Genomic DNA, 22,199 nt, shown 5'->3' with positions numbered 1-22,199 from the left:
ATTTCCAAATTTCAAATTTGGCTCTTTTTCTTGGCTTTTAATATTTTTACCGTTTTACGAGTTTTTAATGATCGAATAATTAAAATCACAAAGATACCGAACATGAGGATCATTAATATTAACTTCAAGTAATCCATCACGCCCCATCCATGTAATTCTAAGAGTTCACTCATTTCAAATAATAAATCCGTGCCAAAAAACAGACTTATTAGGGTTACTGTTAAATTTTGAAGGTTTTGAACTCCTGTTTCTTCATCTTGGATTTCTTTTTCTAAGTTTTGTTTATCTATAAATATAGAATTTAATGCCTGCAGATTATTCTCGATTCCGCGTTGAATATATTCCATATTTTCTTTAATTGCATACATTTCGGTGCAACAACGTTGGATCTTTGAATAATGCTTCCCTTTATTTCGTAGGGAATCTGTAAGAAAAGGTTTGATAAAGACATCTAAAGATTCTTTCAAATATGCTGTCTTATCGAGTCTCCTTTTAATTTCTCCAATCTTTTGATCCATGTATTCCATTTGTACCAAATTTAAAGCATCTTTATCTATTTCTTCACTAATCTTGTAAAGGGTAAATTTTATGGTATGAAAGCTACATATTGTTTTTAATACAAAAAAGTATAAATATCCAGTTGAATGGGGAGTATGTTCATCTTTAATAAAAAAACGATTATAATTATGGGGTTCTAAATATAATAACGCCGAGTTCCTCAGAATGATATGCATTTCTGACGTTCTATTTGAAAGATTGGGTCTAATGCATTCATCATAGAAGGATTCTTTATAGTCTGAATAATCTCCAGAATAAATATCTGACCACTTTCCAATCTCTTTTTTATATATTCGGCATTGCTCATCATCCCATTGAAGATTTTTCTCTGACATTGAATGTTTTGAACAAATTGTGATTGAATAAGGGATCGAAGTTTGATCGTAATAGAATTTATCATCATATTCCGCTCGAAACTTGTCCGAAATTAAATTAATTAAGAATTCCAAATGATTTGGTCGAATTTCTTTAATATCAAAACCTAATTTTTGAAAAGAATCTGGAATCAATCGAATAAGAAAGTATCCAACAATTTTATAAGTTTCATCCTTATACCCGTAATTGAAGTTTGGAATTATTGTGTGCCAATTTATTTCTGCTTTCAAATGTTTTGCAAATTCAGGCATTATTTTCCTATTTTCTGGGATAATAATAGGCGAAATCTCCTTAAAATTTTCCTCATTATTTAAGAGAGATTCAATGAAACTGTCCATTTCGTCGATCTTAAAATTGATTTGTTTTTCACTCATTTGAGAAAATGCTGCAAAACAGAGCCATTGTTCCTTATAAAAAAGGTGAAATGGGGCAGTTTCCAATTCCACGTGATTTGTCATTACATTATTTATGTCTTAAGGGAACATAAATATTCTATATACAATTCTTGATTTGCAATATCAATGAAAATCATTAAATTACACTTCATAGTTCTATTTGTTTTTTGGTTTGTTGGGGATATGAGAAGTTTAAATAAAGTAGACGTATAATAATTTTTTTGTCTTTCCTTTTTATATTAATTCAAAAACACAATTCTTTTATTTTTTAGAGAGAAATATCACTATGAATAAATTTCTTGTTAAAATTACTTACAAAAATGGTGAAGTGGAGGAAAAAAGCTTAGATCAAAATGCAATGTCCGAGCTCAATCAATCCATTATCATAGCTGAGGATTTTTATGGAAAAATTCCTGAGAAAGTAGAAATTTTACAAAAAGAATAGTAATTCTTAAAAAAATAAGTGTAATCTCGATGATCTATAATTTTGACGAAATTAATTGATCCTCCTATTTATTTGCTATTCTTCAAAATTTCTAGTGTTTGGAGGATAATTAAGACTCTTTATTTCTTTGTCGATTATCTCCTTCATTTTTGATATATGTTGATGAATGGGAAATTTTGAATGACCATTTCAACAGTATCATTGATAAATGGGCTTGAATTATAAAAATCACAATTATTTTCATCTAATTCTCTGTTGAAATGCTTAAGAAATCCTCTTAAGAAGTGTTTCAATGCATCCCAGATGATTCTACTTGTAGAATTGGAAATGATTGTTGCATTTATTTCATTTTCGGAATAAGTTAAAATTTGAATCGCATTTTCAACTATATGAATTTTTGGCTTTTTTAATCCGCTAAATTGTTGATAAAACTTATCAATACCTTCTATTACTGGGCGATAATCAAAACCAATTTCCTTTTCTGGATTATTATCCGAAAATTTAGATTGAAAAATAATTTTCCCCTCCGCATTCGAAATCACAAGGATAAATAATTCATGGGGAATGATGAAAAATTGTTGAATATCTAAGAAATATAGAAACAAAATGAGCAAAATGCTGAAAATAATCAGACTATTTCCAATTTTATAAAGAATAAATTCCATCTTATTCGCTAGTCTATAAAACGAAAATAAATCTGAAACTGTTAGGCATAGATATCCCACTCCCATTAATAGAAATCCAAAAATCAGTAAAAGGGAAATAAATTGTTTAGATTTCTTATAATTCTTGATTAAATATGGGCAACCACCTACAAAAGAGATAATTAATCCATTAATATTATATGTTCCATCTGCAACAAGCCAAATATCATCTTGGATCGATATTAAGGATGAGAAATGTAATAAAACATGTAAACTAAATTGTTGAAGAAGAAATAATATAAATACAATTAGAAAAATTGTGCTATAACGCTTAAATTTCTGAATGCTATTTAAGTAATTATAAAAAAATAATTGAAAATATCCAAAGAACATTAATTCTACCATTATATGGGTCGATTCATACCTTGTAGGCCAGATTAGATGACCAACAAAATGGTATAAAATCCCAATGACCAAGCAAAAATAAGCAAGAGTAAAATATCTGAAAAAATATCCCCTTTTTATGGATTTAATAGTAAAAACAACAATTAATCCAGTTAAACAGAGCCCAATGATGATATTTGAAAATAAGTTTGAAACTGCATGCATTACAATGTTTATCCATGGATTGTTATGTGATTAATATTATTAACATGTTTTTTTACTTATAATCTTTCAGTCAAATAGGTACAACCATTTAATTATCTTGTAAAATTTACCCGAACAGTCCGATAAAATAAATTTGTGGAGATATGAAATAGTCTTTTAGGTTTTAAAAAGACAAACTCAAACTGATTTTTTTCAAATTGCCCTGAAGATAAAAAAAGATAATCAAAATATGTAATATGCGAATTTCTACTTCAAATTTTGATATTCAGAATGCAGAAGATGATTATATTTCTTTATATTAATCTGGTAAATCTTAAACAGAGACACTCATGCAAAAAATCTAAAATTATTTAATTTAAAATAAAAATAAATGAATATTAAGCAAAAACTCCTATTTTTTGATAATTAGCTAAGTCAAAATCAGATTTACATCTCCTTTTCTATTTACAAATCAATTGATCTTTTTATTTTATTTAGATAATAATACGAAATTACCTATGGGAAGATAAATTAATATAGGTTTTTTTCTTTCCTACAATTACATGAGCAGATATACTAAAAGAATAATTCCCCTTATCCTTGGAATCGTTTGTTTATCAGGATTTGTAGTACTTTTTTTGATTATGGGGAATAATGATACTCCTTCAGATAGTTCAGAGACAGGTAGTTCATATATCTATATTATTATCGCATTTGTAATTCCTGTATTACTAGTCGCATCATTTGTTTTCATGAAAAGAAGGCAGCATTAACATGAAAAAAGGGACAAAAGTAGTGATTGGAGTTGTGGAAATTATCATTTTAGTAGGCTTATTGTTTCTCCTTCAATTTGCTAGAATTAATGATGGTTTTGGCAATTCTGGTGATTCTCCGTTTATTTTATTACTAATTGGGAGTTTAACTGCTGTTTTCCTAGTGGTCTTCATAGTAATCTATTTCTTTATCAAAAAGAAGAAATGATTGGGAAATAAAATCCGTTTCTCCAAATTTCAAAAATGGATAAGAAAAGATTATTTAGGATTTTCAGCTAAGTATAAAATTATGAAAACAGCCTTTGTTTTTTCTGGTGGCGCAAGTCTCGGTTCTGTTGAAGTAGGTATGCTTAAAGCAATCGTTGAGCATGGTATTACACCTGATTTAGTTTTAGGTACTTCTGTTGGAAGTCTAAATGGTGCTTTTTATGCACATAATCCAACCATGGAAGGTGTTGAGATTCTCGAATCAATTTGGAAACAATTAAGGGCCCGAGATGTCTTTACTCCTTCTCCCTTGACTCCGGTAAAGAACATTGCTACTTTTGGGCAATATCTTATTTCCCCAAAAAATTTGCGGACCTTGATCACAGAAAATCTTCCTTATGAAAAGATCGAAGAAGCTCAAATTCCTCTTTATATTGTGAGTGCGGATATCAAAACTGGGGATGAGATTGTTTTTGATAAAGGATTATTGAAGGAAGCTATCATGGCTAGTGCTGGAATCCCTGGTGTTTTTCCTCCTCAGCATATGGGATCCAATGTACTTGTTGATGGAGGTATGGTTAATAATGCTCCTATTTCAACGGCCGTAAAACTTGGTGCTGAACGTGTAGTTGTATTTCCAATTGGATTTCCTTATACTCCCGATCAAGATCCCAAAAATTTAGGTGAGATATTAATTCCTGCATTTCTATATTTATTAAATCGCCAACTATCGGCAGATTATCATATTTATAAGGATAAAGTGGAACTTATCATTATTCCTCCTCCTGAAAATATCGAAGTTGGTCCCCATGATTTTTCGAAATCGGAACAATTGATTTCTCGCGCTTATAATCGCACTAAGCTATGGCTTAGTAAAGGCGGGTTTGAAGACAATATTGATGAATTTATTCGACCATGTGATGTTCATTCCTCACAACTCAATTTACGTGAGTCGATAGAACCCGATAAAGAAAAATCTGCAATGGATCGGATCCGTGAAAACGTGCCCCAAATTGCACATTTACACGAAAATATTGAAAATCGAAAGAAAATTATTTCTGAGAATCTCGAAAACAAGAAAAATGCTTTAAAGAAGCATATAAAGAAAGAGAAACATGATTAATAAAAATATAAATTGGGAGAGAAAAATATGGTTTCATATGCAATCGGAATATTATTTGGCATTTTAGCAGGATGTTCAAATTTCTTTGGGCAAATTCTGCAAAAAAAGGCAATAAATGATCTTCCTGCTGAGCAAGCATCAAATAACTTAATGAAACAGCTCATTCATAGTCGAACTTGGATACTAGGTTTTATTATAATGTCTGTGGGGAGTGCTGTATTCATTTTTCTCGCCCAATTAGTGGTTGGTGCTGCGTTGATTCCGGGATTGATGGCATCTGGCTTCATTGTCTTAGCGATTGGATCAAGCATGATTTTAAAGGAAAAATTGACCACCAAAGAATTTCTTGCTATTTTCATGTTGGTTTTGGCAGTTGTTTTAATTTCAGGCTCACAGCTGGCTATTGAGGCCGATATTTCATATTTTGAGAGTTCTCAATTTAATTTACGGATTGGAACATCCAGTTTTGTATGCTTGGTGCTATGGTTGAGTTTGTTTTATTATGGAAAAAGAATTCAGAAGTTTAAATCAATTCCGTTAGCGATTGGTACTGGATTCCCATTTGTTATAAATAATCTGTGGATGGGTCCATTTGCTGCCACCTTCTCTCCAATTTTTGAGAGTTCTGCAACAATCATCATTTGGGTTGTATTTGGCATAGGTTTAGTGGTTACAATTGTTGTGAATGTTCTTGGGATCAGCCATTATCAATATGCTCTTGAAGCGGGAAACGCTAGTCTCGTAGTGCCATTACAACAACTTCCCCAACAAATTGCCCCTATCTTGATATATTACTTTATATATCAGCTAAACTCTCCTACTAATTATTCATTCATTTTATTGGTGGTGGGAATTATCTTGATTTTAATCGCGGGAGCGATTTTAGCCAATCGACAAATCGCATTAGAATCCGAATCTCTGCAAAGCTAAAGTGATCTGTAGATTTTTTTTATAAGTAAGCCAAAAATAAAGTGCCATATTACGGGATATGTTAAAATCTGTGTTTTCATCATCTCAAGTGAGTAGGAAGGGAAATATTAAATTTTCGGCTTATGTAATGGGAAATAAGTTGTATATCTTCTTTGATTTTTTAGTTTTTTAAGGTAAGTGCTGGGATACTATACAATTCCTTTTCTACAACCAAAATTTTTTGATTCTGCAGTTCGGTTAGTGTTGTTAAGAGTAAATCTGGTTCGTTTTTCCATTTCATTTGAATGGTTGATAACGACAGTGGAGAGGTTTGGACAAATAATCTTATTAAATTTTTTCCATTTAGTGTGATGGTGATATCTTTGAATACATATAAGAAGAATCCGGGTAAATCGTTATAGAGAATTTCATCTCGGATGACTTGATTGGTGCGAAGACGCGAAATTATTTCAAAACAATCTTCTTGCTCAATATCAGGATAGTTGCGTTCTTTCAGAAAATTGAAAATGGTTTCCAGAGTTATTAACCCTCCTGAATAATTTCCATAGTTCTCCAATAGAGCCATCACTTCATCAATCATTTGATCTATTTCATCATAATCGCTGTCAATGGCATCATCATCCCCTAAATCTGAAAAAAAATCATTTAATCCTTCTTTTGATTTCAGATCCTTGTTTTCTTTTTCTTGATCATTTTCCATATTTATTGGAGGTTTTAAAGACCTAAGAATTTGCCCAAGAATATTTTTTCATTTCAATTAAATGAAGAGAAGGGAGATGTGGCTTAATATAAAATTGTCTCACTCGATCAAAAAAGATGGCAAACCATCAAAGATCTTTTTGAGAAGAAGCAACCTTGATAATCTAACCAGCTAAGTTTATTGATAATTGTCAGATTTTCTTGGATATCACAAAATTCTTCTAGCAAATACTGAAATTGCTCTGGAAATTTTGTGTTAATTATAGCAAATTGATCAAATTCATGTGTGAAAAAGAAATATTCGCAGATTTTGGTTAAGATGACCTCAAATGTTTTTTTGTCTCGAATTTTTTGAAGATTCATTAGGGAAATACTTGTTTGAAATAGGCTTGGATGATAATGAATCTTAATTCCAAATTCTTTCAAATCGATTAGCCCTTTATTATCAAGTCCTAAAGACGAATCCTTTATCGAGTCAGTGAAAAAAAAGTTTTTTTGCTTTTGTTTGACCATAGTGATGTTCGCATCGATATTTTGTAATACCATATGTTTTCTACCCAAATCTGTTGAAGAATTATGACATTCCAGCTTCAAATTTCAAATGAAATTTAGTTAATCTATATTAGCTAAAATAGAAATTTAAACCTTGACATTTTTTGAAAAATAACTATAATTTGAAATGCAAGATATCTATTTCGATAAATGATGTAAATTTGTTAAGAATTATTTTTTGATGGATAAAATATTTCATATTGGGATTTTAATTAAATTTATAAGAATTAATAGTCTATATTAGAATAATGTTAATTTTAAAATATGATTTTCATTTTTGAATTTATGATCAATCAATCTGAATTTGGGATTAAAATAATATGATAGAAGAAATCCATTACTTCCATGATAAAATTGTGCCATTTGAAAAATCAATCATTGATTTTTATGCTACTATCAATTATATGTATGGAAGACCAAAAAATCTGGCTACAATATTCGGATATTTTTTAATTCATAAACGTCTGAATCAGACCGTTTTGGCTCAACTTACTGGTTATTCAAGAGGAACAATTTCGATTTTACTATCTAAATTGCAAGATATTGGAGCAATTGAAATATCCAATATTCAACACAAAGTGAAAGAGTACATATTTAATGTAAATTATATCCCATTCGTTTTAACAAAGAAAGACCCAAGAGTTATAGAAAAAACACATATGAAGGAATTTTTCAAGGAGTATCTTTCCAAAGGGTCAAAACTCAAGGATTCTTTTGAACGGGCTCATTTTTTAAAAAGAATTCAAGATATCCAGTTTATTTATATCTACTATTTTGATTATTTGTATAAGGAGGACAAAAATTGGAATTTTGAAACGGTCAATCAAGCGCCTCTGGAAGAAGTTTATAATTTTTCTGAAGATTTCAAATTACTTGAATCAAGTTTTATTGAGTATTTAATTGAAATTGACTATTTTCAAGAAAGTGATGAAAAAATGACCTGGTTAAACTGCTATTTCCTAACTCGAGAGTGTTTATCCTTGCCAGAACTTCAAAAACTCACATCTTTTGATAAACGAACTATTAAAAAACGACTTGATAAATTGGTTGAAGATCGTTACGTTGCTTACTATCCCCAAAAAAAATATTATCGTATGCATTCTCTCACCCATAGTTTTGGATCAATGGAAGGAAAAGTTCTCGAATTCCTAAGAAATAGTAAAAAAAAATTCAAAGGGTTCCTTGAAGAATTTAATCTCCCTACTTCACCCTATTGTATTTACCACGGTTATCATCATATTTTGGTACAGTTACAGCATGTTATTGATAAAATAGATGTCTTTATTTCGCATTATGAAGAAGATCCTCTCATTTTGTATAAGAACCCAACGTATAAATCAAAACCTCTATAATTTAATTTAGCAAGCATTTTTTCAAACTCGTTTAAAAATATCCGCTAAGCAACCAAATACTCTTAAAATTGCTTAATTTATAAAATTGAAGCTCCTTGGTAGGTTTGGATTTAAAAAAATCTTATGCAGTGAGCGATGAACTTTAAAAATCTGAAGGGATAAAATAGAATGAGAAATAAAAAATTATGAATTGACTCTTCTTGGTAATATTCGGGGATGATCCCATTCTTCTCGAAGCAGTGAGTATAGTGCAGAATCTCGCCACTCACCATACATAAAAATATTCTTTCGAAGGATTCCCTCACATTTGTAGCCCACTTTTTCCAATAATTTCTTACTCGCTATATTCTCAACATCTACATGGGCTTGAATACGTGGTGAAACTTTTGATAGAAAAATGAAATCACTCAAAATTAATACCGCTTCGGAAGCATAGCCGTTGCCTCGCTCTTCTGGAATAATCATATATCCAATTTCCCAAAATTCCGATCCGGGAAATCCACAAGAATTAATGGATGCAAATCCTATTGGAGTCTTATCGTTCATTGTAATGATGAAAAATATTGAATTTGGGGTAGATTCTCCAAAGTTCTTCATGTTTTCTGAAAGATCACATTGAATTAATGGCGCATAAAATCCAATTATGTCCAAATTATTACGCCATCGGTGCACAAGAGGGATTTCAGTTTCTTCTAAGCGATGGAGTGAAATAGTTCTTCCTTTTAGCATATTTCATTATTGCTCAAATGAATTTTAAAGTTTTAGAAATATCTTTAAATCCATCTTAATAAATTTTTTTCGTAAATTGGAAAAAAAGAGGGATTTTCGTGATTTTGGAATTATCCTCAATCATTTTCTTTTCATTTATTCTCTATTAACCCTTTTCCAATCTGATTTTTTAATTTAAAGAATTACATTCTTAAACTCTGGATCTAATACTGATATCATGGATACTCCTTTCCTTGAAATTTCTGTTGAACATACTTTGGAGAAATCTATGTCAATATATGAGATTTTATCTCAAATTTCAGTTGCTTTCGAAGTTTTGTACAAAAAAGATGCTAACATTATAGAACAAGGAGGAATTTTTTGTGTTCGAATTGATTTTGATTCAACGCTTGATTTTGAAAAAATTTACGAACAACCATATTCACTATATACTTTTTTGTTTGATAATTTTATCAATGGGAACGATGAATTTGAAAAGTTATTTTCAGAAGACACTTCCAACCAAATCCCCAATAAGAATGGCTTAGAAGAAAATTATTTAGTTCTCCGATATCGAACCAATTGTATCGCCCCTATGAGAAATTATTATGGATTTACTAGTCACGTTAATAAAATTTTTGGAGATAAAGTAATAAATGAAGAAATCGTTGATGGATACTTACGTTTTATTCAAACAAAAACAGATTTTAAAGCATTACTTGCCCCTGGAGATGTCGAAACAGGCTGGAAGAAACGATTTGAAAGGCGTAAAGTAGATCTAAATCATCCTCTGATCCAGGAATTCTTTGAAAAAGTAAAAGAATGGAATGAAAAACACAAATGAATTCGGAAGTAGAATAACAAAAAAAAGGGACATTTTTGACTATTGAACAAATTGCATGCCTGTGACTGCTGTTTCCTTTGCTATTGCATGCATTATTTCCATTTCATCGGGATTTTCATCCGTAAAACCTATTTGGATGACATCTTGATTCCATTTTTCTTGTGCTGCAATTTCTAATGCTGCATTCATTAAAACTGGGAGAGCATTTTCTTTCTTGAGCAGTGTAAATAATGGTTGAATTCCTAAGTTTTTAGGGCGATCTTTATCAGTGGTTAAATCAGGAACTCGACATCCTATAACCCCAATCATTTCTTCTCCCTCAAAAGCTAATGACATAAACCCAGTCTCAATTTGAGTTTTGAAGAAATTTGCAAGTTGCTCATTAACTGTTCTTCCAACGTGCCCTAAAGCTTTCAGATAGCATTTTTTAATTTCTTCAAAATCGTCCATTGTAGCTCTTCGAAGGGAATAGTTTAATTTTGATGTATCAAACTTAGCAATTGATTCTCTATCGATAGTGAATCGAATGACTTTCTGATCCAACTTGAAACCACGTTCTTCAGCAAATTTAATCTGTTCTGGATCACCCGTTGTATTGAATTTAAGGCGTAAATCAGATTTTCGTCCTTTCATATAGGTTAATAAGTCATCGAACATCGTTGTTTTTATCTCTTCGGGACACTCAGGCATTGCCCAAACACGACCAATGTGTACTTCACCAACATTTTCATAATCTCTTGCTTGAATGTATGCAAGGGGTTTGTTGTCTTTTGTGAAGGCATATCTTACGGTTTTTGGGTCAATTTTTTCTCGTTCGAACCGTTCCTGGATTTCTTTTCCAGTTACTATCCGATTATTCGCTTGACTATAAATTTTGCCTTGAATTTCCTCTAACCCTTGATTGGGTTCATAGAATCGATATTTTACTTCCATTTTTTTTATCACCAGTTTTATCACAATACAGTGTTATCAAAAATATGGTAGTGGAATAATTTAAACATTTCGAAATATACATTTGATTTTATTCATTTGAATTTCGACATATTATTCGAAAGTATTATGAATTTAGGAAAAAATGAAAGACTTGTTCTATAATGATTTTGCTTCTTCTGTTGAGTTAAATAACTTTTCTCCACATTTTTCGCATTCAGTTTCATACCATGAAAATGGATATTGGCAGTTTTGACATTTCCATCGGATTATTTGATTTTCTAACCATTTTTCTTTGCCGATTTCTTGTATTAATTTCAAACTATTTTTCGCTACGATGTGATGAGGATGGGCATGAGAATCAAGATTCTTTATAAGTTCACAACTTTCATAATCAGTACACAGATTACAAAAATCCATTTTCTTACTACTAGCGCATTGCCGAATTTTACATTGTTGACAGCCGATAAAAAGAGTATCACTCTTACATCCTTTACATTCTAAAGGAATATCGTCTGTGATCCATGACCATTTCTCCGGAATATATTTTCGGTCGTTTTCCTTTAAAGATTTTCGTATAAAACAACTACCACAGTAAATTCCACAATAGCTATCTAATTGTTCCATATATTTATCACTGAACTTAGATTAATGTAGACATCTTTATAAGCTCTCTAACAATAATTTAGCAATTAAATTCGAAATATATGAACTTCAAAATCAGAGTATCATTGGGTCACCAAAAAAAGGAAAAAAATCGTTTCATTTAGGTTTGATATTGCAAATTTATATTTAGGGGTAGATCTCGGGAGGAGGTCCCTGCATATATGGTAAAACCTCCTGATTCCGCAATAAATTTATGATCCTTGACAGAATAAAATTCGAAAGCAGATTTCTCCAAAGTGATAATTACTGTCTTTGTTTCACCTGGAACCAAATGTACTTTGCCAAAACCTTGGAGTTCTCTCAAAGGACGTTCAACGGTCGCTTCATCATCTGCGAGATAAATCTGGATTACTTCCGATCCTGCAATTGAACCCGTATTTTTCACATCCACAGACACATTGAACGTTCCAGAACTGGCAATTTGTGCTTTAACTAATCTTAGATTAGAAAGTTCAAATGTGGTGTAAGAGAGCCCATATCCAAATGGAAATTGTGGAACAACATTCTCTTTATCAAAATAACGATATCCAATATAAATCCCTTCATCAAAATGAATTTTTAAGTTCTTTAAATCGCCAGGGAATCGATCTTTCGAGAGATGAGCAGGATGATCCTTCAATTTTTTAGGAAAGGTTACTGGGAGTTTCCCCGAAGGTGAAATTTCTCCAAAAAGAATTCTCGCCAGTGCATTACCTCCCATCATTCCAGGATACCATGCATTGAGAAGGGCTGGGGATTTTTCCAAAAATGGAGCACAATCAATCGGACTTCCAGCAATTAAGATAACCACAGTATTTGAATTTCGTTGGATAGTATCATAAAATAGTTGCATTTGGTCATCAGGTAAATTATATTTAGTGCGATCTTTTCCTTCTGTATCACCTTCCATTTTAGTGAGCATTGCTTTAAGCATATTACTTCCATGATCCAATCCAAGTATTAAAAATACTATATCTGCATCCTCGGGTTCTTCTACGATTTCTCCCTTCTCTCCAATAAATTTTGTAATTCCATCATATGGCGTCACAAATCGAGGGGGAACTGCGGCAGAACTTCCTCCTTGTAGATATTTTCCAAAAATTTTTTTTGCATTTGGTCCCATAATAGCGAATTTTTTAGTTTTCTCAAGGTTAACAGGAAGAATATGACCATCGTTTTTCAATAATACCATGCTCTCTTCCGCAACTGCTTGAGCGATTGCTTGATGTTCTTGAATATCTATAATTTTCTGGGTTTTAGGCGTTGGATGATCAAATAAACCTACCCTGAAGAATGTACGGAGTAAAGGTTTTACAACATAATCAATATCAGCTTCTATGATTTTTCCTTCATTTATTGCCTTCATTACTTTTTTGGGTTTCAAAGTTTTGGCCAAGAAAAGACCAGGCATCTCCAAATTTAATCCTGCTTTAATGCATCCTGCTGCTCCTTCCACTGCTCCACGAGACGCTCCCCAGTCAGTTACTACATGACCAGTAAAATGTAGTTGATCTCGAAGAATATCTCGAAGAATATATTTATTTTCTGCACCGTAAGTGCCGTTAATTTTATTATAGCAAACCATCAAACCCCACGGATCAGCTTTTTCAATAATTCTTTTGTAATTTTTCACATAGACTTCTTGCAGAGCCCTTTCACTGATTTCGGTACTAATTTTCATCCGTTTAGTTTCACTATTATTAGTAATATAGTGTTTAATACATGAGGCGGTTTTTTCTGATTGGATTCCCTTGACCAATTCTGCCCCAAGTTCTGAGGAAAGGATTGGATCTTCACTCAAATATTCGAAATTTCTTCCACATAAAGGAGATCGAATTAGATTAACCCCAGGTCCTAGAATTTGATGTCTGCCTGCCAATTTCGTTTCCTTACCAATAGCCTTTCCCATCTGATAGGCTAATTCTTTGTTCCACGTGGCAGCCAACCCAATTGTCGCTGGGAAACGAGTACGTTTTCCCTTGAAACTTGAATGAGCTGCTACACCCAAGGGTCCGTCCGTCATCCCAAAGGAGGGAATTTTTAAACGTTCGATGGAATTCGTTGTCCAGAAGTCTTTACCTCGCAAAAGGAGAATTTTTTCTTCTATTGTCATTCTAAGTAGTAAATCTGACGCTCTTTCCTCGATTTCTTTATTGTTATCTAAATATGTATCCATTTACATCACTCATTATTCTACATCTTAAAATTAATGCTGTAAAAATATTAGTTTAATTTTTTAGGGATAGAATATAATTTAAAGATGATCGTTATTTAAATAGAATTATATGCCAAATTATATATAAATAAATCTTCTAATTAAGATCCTTTAATTTAAACCTTGCATGCAAGTTTAGAAACCCTGTGAATTCAAATGAAAAAAACAGAGATTAAAAAAAAAAAAACATTTGAAAGTCAACCAGAGGCAAATCATCGTATATCCTTACGGTTAGACTCTGAAACAAATAAAATGTTAGATACATATTCAAAAATAGTATCAACTACTAAAACTCAATTGATTCGGGATTCTGTTTCAAGTATTATGTTTCTTAATCTCGGGAACCCAAAGTATCATAATCCTAAATCTATTTTTTCTCAAAGTATGCTCCATTTCCTATTCGATAGGTGCAATGATGAGGATTTGTTGGAATTAGCCCAAATATCTTATGATTTATCTATGAGTGAGATCGCCAAAATGGATCCAAAGGAGAATTTTCTTGATCCCAAATTTCCTGAAATTCTGGCGGAATATTTTGTTAAGTATATTCTTTCTCCTAAGGGTCATGGGTGGTTTGATGAATGTAAATCCCATAAGAGAGGAAAATTTATCTACATTGTAGGAAGTCACAACCTCGGTCCCAAATTTCATATTTTTCTAATTCATCTTATTAATCTTTATTTTGCCCAAACTGGATATGAAGTACAAAGCGATAGACAAAATCCATCCATTGCGGGGAAAAATCTGAAGAAATATGATATGCGCCATGTTTCTCGCAAATTCTATAAGTTTGCTGTAAAATTATCCCCATTTTCACTAGATTGAAATCAATCTTCTTCTTGCTTAATGGCGGAATTCTTAATTTTTTCAGCTTAAATGGAATGAAACAGTCCTATCTATTTTTCTGGTTTTAGGTCTGATTTGGGAATCCAAACAAAATTATTAAATAATAGAATGAGATCATTAGGTCATAAACATTTTTTCCCAAGATATGAGTTTTATGAGTATAAAAAAAAAAAAAGATAATTCCCTTCATGCCCCTCTTCCTTCGTTAAAGGATGTAATTGAACCTTTAATTGACCATGGTTTTATTGCTTTTTGTGGAGCCGGAATTTCCATACCTCAACCAAGCTGTTCTCCAAGTTGGTGGACCTTAACCGAAGAAATTTTAGAAGCTTTCTTTCAAGCGATTCCCGAAGACTATGATATTCCTTCTGATTTACTTTTAAATTCTTCTGAACGACATCCTGAAGAAGTTTTTGAAACCTTTGCTGAAATTCTTGATGATGAATTGTATCCCGCGTTCAAAGCCTTGGATGTAGGGAGCGCAAATGGAAATCATATAATGATTGCAAAACTCGCCAAAAAAGGTATTTTAAAAGCTTGTTTTACAACTAACTTCGATATCTTTTTAGAACGGGCTCTAAAAGCCGAAGGGGTCAAATACAAAATAGTTCTTGACAATAAAGAATATGATACTGTATTTGATCAAATTAAAAATCTTTCTCCATCGGGTATGCAAAAATCCAAGAATACATTTTATCTCTGTAAATTACATGGGACTATTGATCAACCCAATACTATTATCAGCGTCGCTTCTGCCTATAAAAGTGCAAAAGGTTTTTCTGCTCCCAAAGCAAATGTATTTGAAACATTCTTGTCGCATTTTCCCTGCCTTTTCTTAGGTTATTCAGGATGGGATTTTCTTCATCTCAATTATCGTCGATTTTGGAAGCGTGTTGGGCCAAAAATTCAAAAAATATATTGGAATCTCCGATCAAAAGACGAAAAAACTCCTGATTTTCAAGAAATTTTTGGGGAATTTTATTCCAAATTACAATTTCTTGAAACAGATCTACCAAGTGGATTTCTAGAAGCGGTTAATTCTAATAAACTCATCAAAATTGGGAGATCTACTATGAAAATATTTTCTAAAAGTGCTGGAAAAGACCAATTACAAAAAATTAAACAGGATAGGTTTTCATATTTTCAAAGTTGGGTCCAAAAATTTCCTGAATCACACCTTATTGGACTGTCCATCACTCAAAGTATGATCTTTTCGGAACGATATCAAGCAGTAGTTCAACAATCTAAAGAAGAAAGTGAGGATACTGATGCAATTACCTACAATTTTACTGATCAAATGACAGTATTAGGCCAGAAATATGCTCAAAAAGAAATAAGCTTAGAAGATTATCAACAAAAATTGATGCAGATTCAGATCGATATGCAGTTGGCTGGGATTAGGAATAAATTTAAGCCTGCGATTAAAGAAACCATTGCTCAAAATAAATATCCTGGAATTACAGATAACATGTCATACCTTCCAACATTTATTTCGTACCTTAGATCCTTCACTCGATTTTTCTCGGTTGAAGAATCGTTAAAAAAATCCTATGAATTTATTCAAAAATATAAAGAGCTTAGCTCTCAAAATTCTGAGGATGCTGCAATTGAGATGCAAATTCAAGGTAGTTTAGCCAATATGCTCCATCCAGAGGAAAAATATTGGCGTCCTTATGAACAGCAGATGCGGGATTTGAAGGATCAATTACTGGCAGGAAAAATAACTAAGGATGATTTTCAAAAAGAAATGATGACAATTACAACCGCAGCTCAAAATTTTAGAATGGGGATGACCATTGATATTGAAAAATTGATTGAAAAACAAATAAACGCAGTCGTTCGATCTTCAAACCCAAAGAAATTTGAAGAGCAGATGGAAGCACTAGTGATCACTTTAATGAGAATGGGACCTCTTTGGTATCAACGATTTTACCAGCGACAAGAATATCTTGCTCTAGTATCTGCAATTAGTGTAGATAAGGAAAAAGAACTTTCTCCAATAGTATTAGAGGGATTTGATAATCTTTTACGTGAACCATTTTATGCAATATTTCATCATTCTTATTACAATTCGGGAAACAATGAAATATTGATGGAAATGTTGATTTTAGCATTATGGATTTTGGGAACAAAATGGTTAGATCCTACAGGATTGAAGGAATATCAACGCATGTGGGATGGAGGAGAATTACCAAAATATTCCAGTCATCCATCGATTTTTAAATATTTGAAGAAAAATTGTGATATTTGGCAAAAAAAAGCATTTAAACATTTATCAGATCGGTTTGTTCAGAAATTTTGTGGGTTCTTAGTAAATTTAAGTGAAATGGGGAATGACATAACACTTTGTGAAAAAGCTACTCTAAAAAGTTTGGAATTAAGTAATGGGGTTGTAACTGAAGCCACCTCTGATGGTATTCCCAGTTCCTTAGCTGCTTTCTATGAACGATCTGGTGATCCAAAAAAAGCGCTTTCTTTTTATTTAATTTGTTTGGATGCAATAAAATTAACAGTTCAACCTTTATGGGCAGATACAATTATCTATCGTGCTGCAAAACTGATGAATGAATCTGGAAATCCCAAATCAGCCTTAAATATTTTATATCAATATCATCCTGCCTATAAAGGAAATGCTGCTTCAATTAACATGCCATCACGAAAATTGGGTGCCAAATTTGCAGAAGCTCTGGCCAAATCTCTAGGGTATTCAAGTGTAATAAATGCTATACAATCTTAAAAAAAGTTCTAAAAATAGGACTTAGATTTCGGAGTTTCTACTTTTTTTCAATTTCTATTTCGATTTCAAATACCTATCAATAATCCGGGCTACTTTCTTTCCACCATTCATTGTATTAGCAATTCCTCCTGTGCTTTCACTTTGACATCCCGCATAGAATAAATTTCCAATAGGAGTTTGATGTGCAAATCCTTTTTGACCCATAATGGGAGGTAGACCTCCAAAACTATGGTGGTGGACGTTTATTCGTTTTCGAAAATCAATAGGCGTCATGATTATGCGCGTTTTCGTATGTTTCCGTAATCCAGGAATGGTTTTTTCTGCATATTCAAGTAATTTATCGGCAAGAACTTCTTTTTGAGTTTCCCAATCTCCACCTTTAATGTGGTTTGGGGCCACTGTGTAGATCGTAATCGCATGATGATGAGGTGGGGCCATCTCTGAGGAGTGCATCGATGGGATATAGATCAGAAATCCATCAGCGCCTTCATGATAAATCCCGTTGTTAATTTTTTCCACTGCATTTTCAATATCATAGGTTCCATAGTAATAACATAATGCAGCTGGTTGGTAAGGGGTGGGATCAAAGTCTACACCAATATGAACCATAAATACTGATTCCATGTATTTTATTTCCGTCAAATATTGTCGTGTTGAATTTGGTAACAATTCTTTTCCAATTAAGGAATTACAAGTTGAAAAAATATCACTGGTTGCTAGAACAATATCGCTTTCAATTTCCTCACCATTTTCTAATCGAATTCCTTCAGCTATATCTTGATTTATTAGGATTTTCTGAACTTTTGAATTTGTATGGAATGATCCTCCATGATTTTCGATAAATTTTACCAACAATTGTACCATCTCCCCACAGCCTCCAATGATATAATTGTATTGGGGTTGAATCGTATGCTTATCTATTGCAAGAGGAATACGTTTATCAAAGGCAGTCTCAATATTCACCATTGGAATTCCCACTCCCTGAAATTCACTGGGACGGGTAACAAAATCGGCTAATATCCCCGCAAGCATTCCTTTGATTTTTTCATTAGAAAAAAAGTGATCTAATAACTGCGTGGCGTTCCATTCTTGCATTTTTTTTATGGGTAAGGCTGTAAGTAGTAGGCGCAATTTCAACCAATATTTTTTTAGGCCTTGACTTTCTTCTGATTGCTTGAATAAGGTCACAATTCGAATCATTCGCACATAGAATCGATAATAGCGATCTAAATTGGTGCTTTGGTCTGGGAACTGTTTACGTAACATTTCTCGACGCCAATACAATCCTTGATATTCTTTCGGGCGCCAGAAGGTAAAGTCAGGTGTACTCAACCCGCGATCCTCTTTCACAATTCGGAGTTGTTGCATTAAATCTAGTTCTTCTAATATATTACGAACCAGCTCATTGGGGCCAAACCCCTCTAAAAGCAGTGGGCCAATATCCCATTTGTATCCATCTTGAGTTATTGTGGCTGCAACTCCGCCTAATTCGGTAAATTGTTCAAAGATCTGAACGTGATGTCCATGTTTGGCTAAAAATGCTCCACCGGTTAATCCTGCTAAACCTCCCCCTATGATGGAAATTCGACTCATAACTAGAGATTTCCTTTAAAGAAAAAAAAGCTTGAGGTTTACATTAAGCAAATAGTGAAAAAATTTTATAAGAAAAATAAATCAGAATTCTACTTGGGTTTTTAAATTTGCCAAATATGTAGCAACATCCTCATCTGATTTCATCACAGTTCCCTGATATCGAGACAACAGAATTGGCCAATCTTCTTTCCCTAAATTAATGACGCTGATATGAGGTTTTTCATTGGCGACTTGTCGTGTCTTTGCTTCTCGAATTTCTTCATTTGTCCATTTTGATTTTTCAGCATGGTCACTCCAAAACAGTAGATACCACGAACAGATTTCGAGACCGTTGTAAATGGATTCTAACCAATCTCCTCCAACAGGAATATCGCGTTCACAAGTCCATACGCGACAACCAGGCCATGATTCAATTACATCCATACACTTTTTCACCCATGGAAAATCGGGTAGGGCATGGCTCATAAAAAACACATTTTTTATTTGTTGTTCATTAGTTCCAGAAGTATTATTTTCTTCTTGATCCTTTGTTGAAGGTTCAGGATAGATCGAAATGAATTTATTTCTCCAGAGTTTCATTTCCTTATCAAGAGATTCCAACATCTTGATTTCTTCTTTTAGTTCTTTCGTTAGCTTTTTCAATTTTTTAAGACACTTAAGAGAATATTTCTGAACAGCAGAAGACTCATCATTTAGAGCTTGTTTTAGTGCTTTTTCCGCAGGTGCTGCTTTTTTTTCTAACTTATATAATGCCCAAGCTGCTTTTGCACGCACACCAGGGGATTCATCGTTTAGAAGTTCTCCTAAACTACTTGCACTTGCCGCTGCATCCTTTGCCATACTACCTAAACCTTCACAAGCTGAAATTTTTTGGTCAGAATCTCCAACTTCAAGTTGTTTAATCAAATATCCAACCATGTTTACACCCTTCTTTCGTAAACGCTTCACGGCATTTTTAGTTGCTTTTCGCATTAAATATGAAGTACTTGCTAATTCTCCTGTAATAATACTGTAAACTGGTTCAGCAACAGTTCCCATTTCAGAAATACTTCGCATTAAGGATCGCTTAATCGCACTTGGGGTTGAAGGGTTGGAATATAATTCACGAATTTTTGGAAGGGCAATCGCTCCTTGTTCACCAAAATTTACCAATCCTTGGATTGCAGTAAACTGAACAATCATATCCTCATCATTTAGAGCCGATGATAAAATTGCATATGCATTGGAATCCTTTGAACGTACACATCCGAAAGAAATTACTTGCAACAACCCTCGTTTAACTTCTAGATCTGTTTCATTTGGATATATCTGAATCGCAGGACCAAGAGCTGCAGATCTTTCATGAAATGCATCATGACTATTAAGCATTTTAATTCCGTCTCTTCGATCCATTGGATTATTGGAATATAGTTTATCAATTGCCATCCCTACTATTGATTTTGCTGTTTCAAATGGTGAAGCACTTTGTTGTCTTCCTCCAAAATTTTCTTGTGGGATATTGAATGATCCTTGGGAGTTATTACCGATTATCCCTCCGCAGAAATTACATTTTCCAGTTCCATTGCAATGCATGCAATCGAGCCTTCCTTTTTTTCCCGTACCAAGGCAAAATTTACACTTTCCCGTACCTTTACATCTAATACAACTTGTCATTTTTTTTTCATTCCTTTATCATTAATAACATTATCTGGGGAATTATCTTAAAAAAGGTTGTTATTATCTCGCTTTTCCTAAGGAATAGGAAATTGAAGTTATTTATTGACTTTAAATGAATTTTTCTTATAGTTTGTGGTAAGTGGATCGGTGCTATTAACCATTAATCCTAAGATACCACATCTATATTATTTTGGTTGTCAATTCTGCATAATTTATTCGTTATATTTGTTTTTTATGCTGGCGTTGGACTTGGAAAATTTGTGGTAAATTAACTCAAAGGAACGATAAGCATGTTTGTTGGATTTGGTTGTACTTATTTAAAGGAAATTTTTTTTTGCAAAACTGAACTATTATTTTCAAATTTGTAAATTCCAATACACTGTATAGTTGAATCCGTCAAATCTGCAAAATGGGCCATCTGTTTTCCCTACTTCAGTTTTTTTGCTTAGATTTATATTTTTACATAACACAATATAAATAACCCTCAGAAAGCATTAAAAAATACTCTTTTGTCTAAAAAATTGATCAAAACTGTATTGCAATGTTTCCGAGAAATGACAAATAAATAACCATGCTCGAATATCTCATTAAGACTTTCTAAAAAAAAATAATTTTTTAGGTTCCCACTATGAATGAATTAGATGAACTTTGGATTTTAAATGAAGCAGGATCGTGTATGTTTAACTATGCCGTGGATAGCAAGATGAATCCCTTGCTCTTCGGAAGTTTTTTCACCGCCATCAATCAATTTGGACGACAATGTTCCGATACTGCGATAGATGACATTACAATGGGTGAGAATTTTTTAATGAGTCTCTATCTTGCTCCTTATAAGACTACGATTGTAGCTCGAAGCACTCATACTCGGAAACGGAAAAACATGAACAAAATGCTCCATGAGATCTCTGAAATTTTTAAAACTCAATTTGCCCCGAGTGATATTTTGGCATGGAATGGAAATCTTGCTCAATTTGAAGGTTTTGAAAAATTGGTTGAGTATTTCTTCAATAAAAATGAAAAAATGGTGGCTAATTTCAAATCTATCTTCTAATCCTTTTTTGAACTCTATATTTCCTTGCTTTCCCCCATAGGTTCATCTAAAAACCTATGATATACAAGAAAAACTTCTATCATTAATAATTCGATAAAATTTCATGAAGTGTACATTTCGATTTTTTAATGAAAGAACATATTTTCTCGCATAGCTTGATTTTCTCCCTTTTCAGAGATTAAACTCATTTTCATTTGAGTAAACCAATCTATAGAGTGAATTTTTTGGTTGATTACCATCCATTTCCTGTAAACTTACCATAAGACAGAAGTGGTAGGAGAATCAAAAAAAAATAATTCAAATTCAATTATCAATCAGTTAGATTTTTAAAAT

At 32.6% G+C, this 22,199-nt stretch carries 20 protein-coding genes; 10 read left to right on the top strand and 10 right to left on the bottom strand.

Annotation, left to right across the window (positions count from 1 at the left end; genetic code table 11):
• Positions 1 to 11: 11 nt before the first annotated feature.
• Positions 12 to 1,391 (bottom strand): hypothetical protein, encoded by a 1,380-nt coding sequence (locus NEF87_RS02585; RefSeq protein ID WP_457918505.1) that lies wholly within the window; start codon positions 1,389 to 1,391, stop codon positions 12 to 14.
• Positions 1,392 to 1,614: 223 nt separating this feature from the next.
• Between NEF87_RS02585 and NEF87_RS02580 the strand changes: the two genes are divergently transcribed.
• A complete protein-coding gene (locus NEF87_RS02580; RefSeq protein WP_457918504.1) occupies positions 1,615 to 1,773 on the top strand; it encodes a hypothetical protein in 159 nt (52 codons plus the stop codon).
• A 143-nt stretch (positions 1,774 to 1,916) separates the two neighbouring features.
• Here the strand turns inward: NEF87_RS02580 and NEF87_RS02575 are convergent, their stop codons facing one another.
• A complete protein-coding gene (locus NEF87_RS02575; RefSeq protein WP_457918503.1) occupies positions 1,917 to 3,026 on the bottom strand; it encodes a hypothetical protein in 1,110 nt (369 codons plus the stop codon).
• A 542-nt stretch (positions 3,027 to 3,568) separates the two neighbouring features.
• On the opposite strand from NEF87_RS02575, the gene NEF87_RS02570 reads away from it, so the two are divergent.
• The 4 genes from NEF87_RS02570 to NEF87_RS02555 all read left to right on the top strand — a co-directional run bounded on the left by NEF87_RS02570 (position 3,569) and on the right by NEF87_RS02555 (position 6,038).
• A complete protein-coding gene (locus NEF87_RS02570) occupies positions 3,569 to 3,778 on the top strand; it encodes a hypothetical protein (RefSeq protein ID WP_371804832.1) in 210 nt (69 codons plus the stop codon).
• 1 nt (position 3,779) lies between these two features.
• Complete coding sequence (locus NEF87_RS02565) at positions 3,780 to 3,986, top strand: hypothetical protein (protein ID WP_457918502.1); 207 nt, start codon at positions 3,780 to 3,782, stop codon at positions 3,984 to 3,986.
• A gap of 81 nt (positions 3,987 to 4,067) precedes the next feature.
• Positions 4,068 to 5,108: a patatin-like phospholipase family protein gene (locus NEF87_RS02560; RefSeq protein ID WP_371804830.1), complete on the top strand. Its 1,041-nt coding sequence runs from the start codon at positions 4,068 to 4,070 to the stop codon at positions 5,106 to 5,108.
• 27 nt (positions 5,109 to 5,135) lie between these two features.
• On the top strand, positions 5,136 to 6,038 hold the full coding sequence (locus NEF87_RS02555) for a hypothetical protein (RefSeq protein ID WP_457918501.1): 903 nt from the start codon (positions 5,136 to 5,138) through the stop codon (positions 6,036 to 6,038).
• A gap of 160 nt (positions 6,039 to 6,198) precedes the next feature.
• Here the strand turns inward: NEF87_RS02555 and NEF87_RS02550 are convergent, their stop codons facing one another.
• On the bottom strand, positions 6,199 to 6,738 hold the full coding sequence (locus NEF87_RS02550; protein ID WP_371804828.1) for a hypothetical protein: 540 nt from the start codon (positions 6,736 to 6,738) through the stop codon (positions 6,199 to 6,201).
• 107 nt (positions 6,739 to 6,845) lie between these two features.
• Positions 6,846 to 7,283, bottom strand: coding sequence for a hypothetical protein (locus NEF87_RS02545; RefSeq protein ID WP_457918500.1), 438 nt, complete (start codon positions 7,281 to 7,283; stop codon positions 6,846 to 6,848).
• Positions 7,284 to 7,609: 326 nt separating this feature from the next.
• Here NEF87_RS02545 and NEF87_RS02540 point away from each other — a divergent pair, with 326 nt between their 5' ends.
• Positions 7,610 to 8,641 (top strand): helix-turn-helix domain-containing protein, encoded by a 1,032-nt coding sequence (locus tag NEF87_RS02540; RefSeq protein ID WP_371804826.1) that lies wholly within the window; start codon positions 7,610 to 7,612, stop codon positions 8,639 to 8,641.
• A gap of 183 nt (positions 8,642 to 8,824) precedes the next feature.
• Here NEF87_RS02540 and NEF87_RS02535 read toward each other — a convergent pair whose 3' ends face one another.
• The gene (locus NEF87_RS02535; protein ID WP_457918499.1) at positions 8,825 to 9,370 is read right to left on the bottom strand and encodes a GNAT family N-acetyltransferase; all 546 of its coding nucleotides are present in this window, start codon (positions 9,368 to 9,370) and stop codon (positions 8,825 to 8,827) included.
• Positions 9,371 to 9,587: 217 nt separating this feature from the next.
• Here NEF87_RS02535 and NEF87_RS02530 point away from each other — a divergent pair, with 217 nt between their 5' ends.
• Positions 9,588 to 10,193 (top strand): hypothetical protein, encoded by a 606-nt coding sequence (locus tag NEF87_RS02530; RefSeq protein WP_457918498.1) that lies wholly within the window; start codon positions 9,588 to 9,590, stop codon positions 10,191 to 10,193.
• Positions 10,194 to 10,232: 39 nt separating this feature from the next.
• On the opposite strand, the gene NEF87_RS02525 is transcribed toward NEF87_RS02530, so the two are convergent.
• From NEF87_RS02525 to NEF87_RS02515, 3 genes are all read right to left on the bottom strand, one after another.
• On the bottom strand, positions 10,233 to 11,126 hold the full coding sequence (locus tag NEF87_RS02525; protein ID WP_371804823.1) for a hypothetical protein: 894 nt from the start codon (positions 11,124 to 11,126) through the stop codon (positions 10,233 to 10,235).
• A 156-nt stretch (positions 11,127 to 11,282) separates the two neighbouring features.
• On the bottom strand, positions 11,283 to 11,750 hold the full coding sequence (locus NEF87_RS02520) for a DUF3795 domain-containing protein (protein WP_457918497.1): 468 nt from the start codon (positions 11,748 to 11,750) through the stop codon (positions 11,283 to 11,285).
• Between the two features lie 139 nt (positions 11,751 to 11,889).
• On the bottom strand, positions 11,890 to 13,944 hold the full coding sequence (locus NEF87_RS02515; RefSeq protein ID WP_457918496.1) for a beta-glucosidase: 2,055 nt from the start codon (positions 13,942 to 13,944) through the stop codon (positions 11,890 to 11,892).
• Positions 13,945 to 14,139: 195 nt separating this feature from the next.
• Here NEF87_RS02515 and NEF87_RS02510 point away from each other — a divergent pair, with 195 nt between their 5' ends.
• Both NEF87_RS02510 and NEF87_RS02505 read left to right on the top strand, forming a co-directional pair.
• On the top strand, positions 14,140 to 14,808 hold the full coding sequence (locus tag NEF87_RS02510; RefSeq protein WP_457918495.1) for a hypothetical protein: 669 nt from the start codon (positions 14,140 to 14,142) through the stop codon (positions 14,806 to 14,808).
• Between the two features lie 175 nt (positions 14,809 to 14,983).
• Positions 14,984 to 17,566, top strand: a complete 2,583-nt coding sequence (locus NEF87_RS02505; RefSeq protein WP_457918494.1) for an SIR2 family protein — start codon at positions 14,984 to 14,986, stop codon at positions 17,564 to 17,566.
• Positions 17,567 to 17,620: 54 nt separating this feature from the next.
• On the opposite strand, the gene NEF87_RS02500 is transcribed toward NEF87_RS02505, so the two are convergent.
• Both NEF87_RS02500 and NEF87_RS02495 read right to left on the bottom strand, forming a co-directional pair.
• Complete coding sequence (locus NEF87_RS02500; RefSeq protein ID WP_457918493.1) at positions 17,621 to 19,159, bottom strand: phytoene desaturase family protein; 1,539 nt, start codon at positions 19,157 to 19,159, stop codon at positions 17,621 to 17,623.
• 81 nt (positions 19,160 to 19,240) lie between these two features.
• A complete protein-coding gene (locus NEF87_RS02495) occupies positions 19,241 to 20,812 on the bottom strand; it encodes a TIR domain-containing protein (RefSeq protein WP_457918492.1) in 1,572 nt (523 codons plus the stop codon).
• Positions 20,813 to 21,443: 631 nt separating this feature from the next.
• Here NEF87_RS02495 and NEF87_RS02490 point away from each other — a divergent pair.
• Positions 21,444 to 21,866, top strand: coding sequence for a hypothetical protein (locus NEF87_RS02490; protein WP_457918491.1), 423 nt, complete (start codon positions 21,444 to 21,446; stop codon positions 21,864 to 21,866).
• The last annotated feature ends 333 nt before the right edge of the window (positions 21,867 to 22,199 follow it).

Source organism: Candidatus Lokiarchaeum ossiferum, from assembly GCA_025839675.1.
GTDB lineage: Archaea > Asgardarchaeota > Lokiarchaeia > Sigyniarchaeales > Promethearchaeaceae > Lokiarchaeum > Lokiarchaeum ossiferum.
The sequence above is the reverse complement of the archived record's forward strand: the minus strand, read 5'-3'. Positions and strand labels throughout refer to the sequence as shown.

Coding starts and splice junctions, on each gene's coding strand:
- NEF87_RS02530 (WP_457918498.1), top strand. CDS start 9,588: ATGGATACTCCTTTCCTTGAAATTTCTGTTGAACATACTTTGGAGAAA.
- NEF87_RS02575 (WP_457918503.1), bottom strand. CDS start 3,026: ATGCATGCAGTTTCAAACTTATTTTCAAATATCATCATTGGGCTCTGT.
- NEF87_RS02515 (WP_457918496.1), bottom strand. CDS start 13,944: ATGGATACATATTTAGATAACAATAAAGAAATCGAGGAAAGAGCGTCA.
- NEF87_RS02535 (WP_457918499.1), bottom strand. CDS start 9,370: ATGCTAAAAGGAAGAACTATTTCACTCCATCGCTTAGAAGAAACTGAA.
- NEF87_RS02585 (WP_457918505.1), bottom strand. CDS start 1,391: ATGACAAATCACGTGGAATTGGAAACTGCCCCATTTCACCTTTTTTAT.
- NEF87_RS02495 (WP_457918492.1), bottom strand. CDS start 20,812: ATGACAAGTTGTATTAGATGTAAAGGTACGGGAAAGTGTAAATTTTGC.
- NEF87_RS02565 (WP_457918502.1), top strand. CDS start 3,780: ATGAAAAAAGGGACAAAAGTAGTGATTGGAGTTGTGGAAATTATCATT.
- NEF87_RS02550 (WP_371804828.1), bottom strand. CDS start 6,738: ATGGAAAATGATCAAGAAAAAGAAAACAAGGATCTGAAATCAAAAGAA.
- NEF87_RS02545 (WP_457918500.1), bottom strand. CDS start 7,283: ATGGTATTACAAAATATCGATGCGAACATCACTATGGTCAAACAAAAG.
- NEF87_RS02490 (WP_457918491.1), top strand. CDS start 21,444: ATGAATGAATTAGATGAACTTTGGATTTTAAATGAAGCAGGATCGTGT.
- NEF87_RS02580 (WP_457918504.1), top strand. CDS start 1,615: ATGAATAAATTTCTTGTTAAAATTACTTACAAAAATGGTGAAGTGGAG.
- NEF87_RS02520 (WP_457918497.1), bottom strand. CDS start 11,750: ATGGAACAATTAGATAGCTATTGTGGAATTTACTGTGGTAGTTGTTTT.
- NEF87_RS02560 (WP_371804830.1), top strand. CDS start 4,068: ATGAAAACAGCCTTTGTTTTTTCTGGTGGCGCAAGTCTCGGTTCTGTT.
- NEF87_RS02570 (WP_371804832.1), top strand. CDS start 3,569: ATGAGCAGATATACTAAAAGAATAATTCCCCTTATCCTTGGAATCGTT.
- NEF87_RS02525 (WP_371804823.1), bottom strand. CDS start 11,126: ATGGAAGTAAAATATCGATTCTATGAACCCAATCAAGGGTTAGAGGAA.
- NEF87_RS02540 (WP_371804826.1), top strand. CDS start 7,610: ATGATAGAAGAAATCCATTACTTCCATGATAAAATTGTGCCATTTGAA.
- NEF87_RS02505 (WP_457918494.1), top strand. CDS start 14,984: ATGAGTATAAAAAAAAAAAAAGATAATTCCCTTCATGCCCCTCTTCCT.
- NEF87_RS02500 (WP_457918493.1), bottom strand. CDS start 19,159: ATGAGTCGAATTTCCATCATAGGGGGAGGTTTAGCAGGATTAACCGGT.
- NEF87_RS02510 (WP_457918495.1), top strand. CDS start 14,140: ATGAAAAAAACAGAGATTAAAAAAAAAAAAACATTTGAAAGTCAACCA.
- NEF87_RS02555 (WP_457918501.1), top strand. CDS start 5,136: ATGGTTTCATATGCAATCGGAATATTATTTGGCATTTTAGCAGGATGT.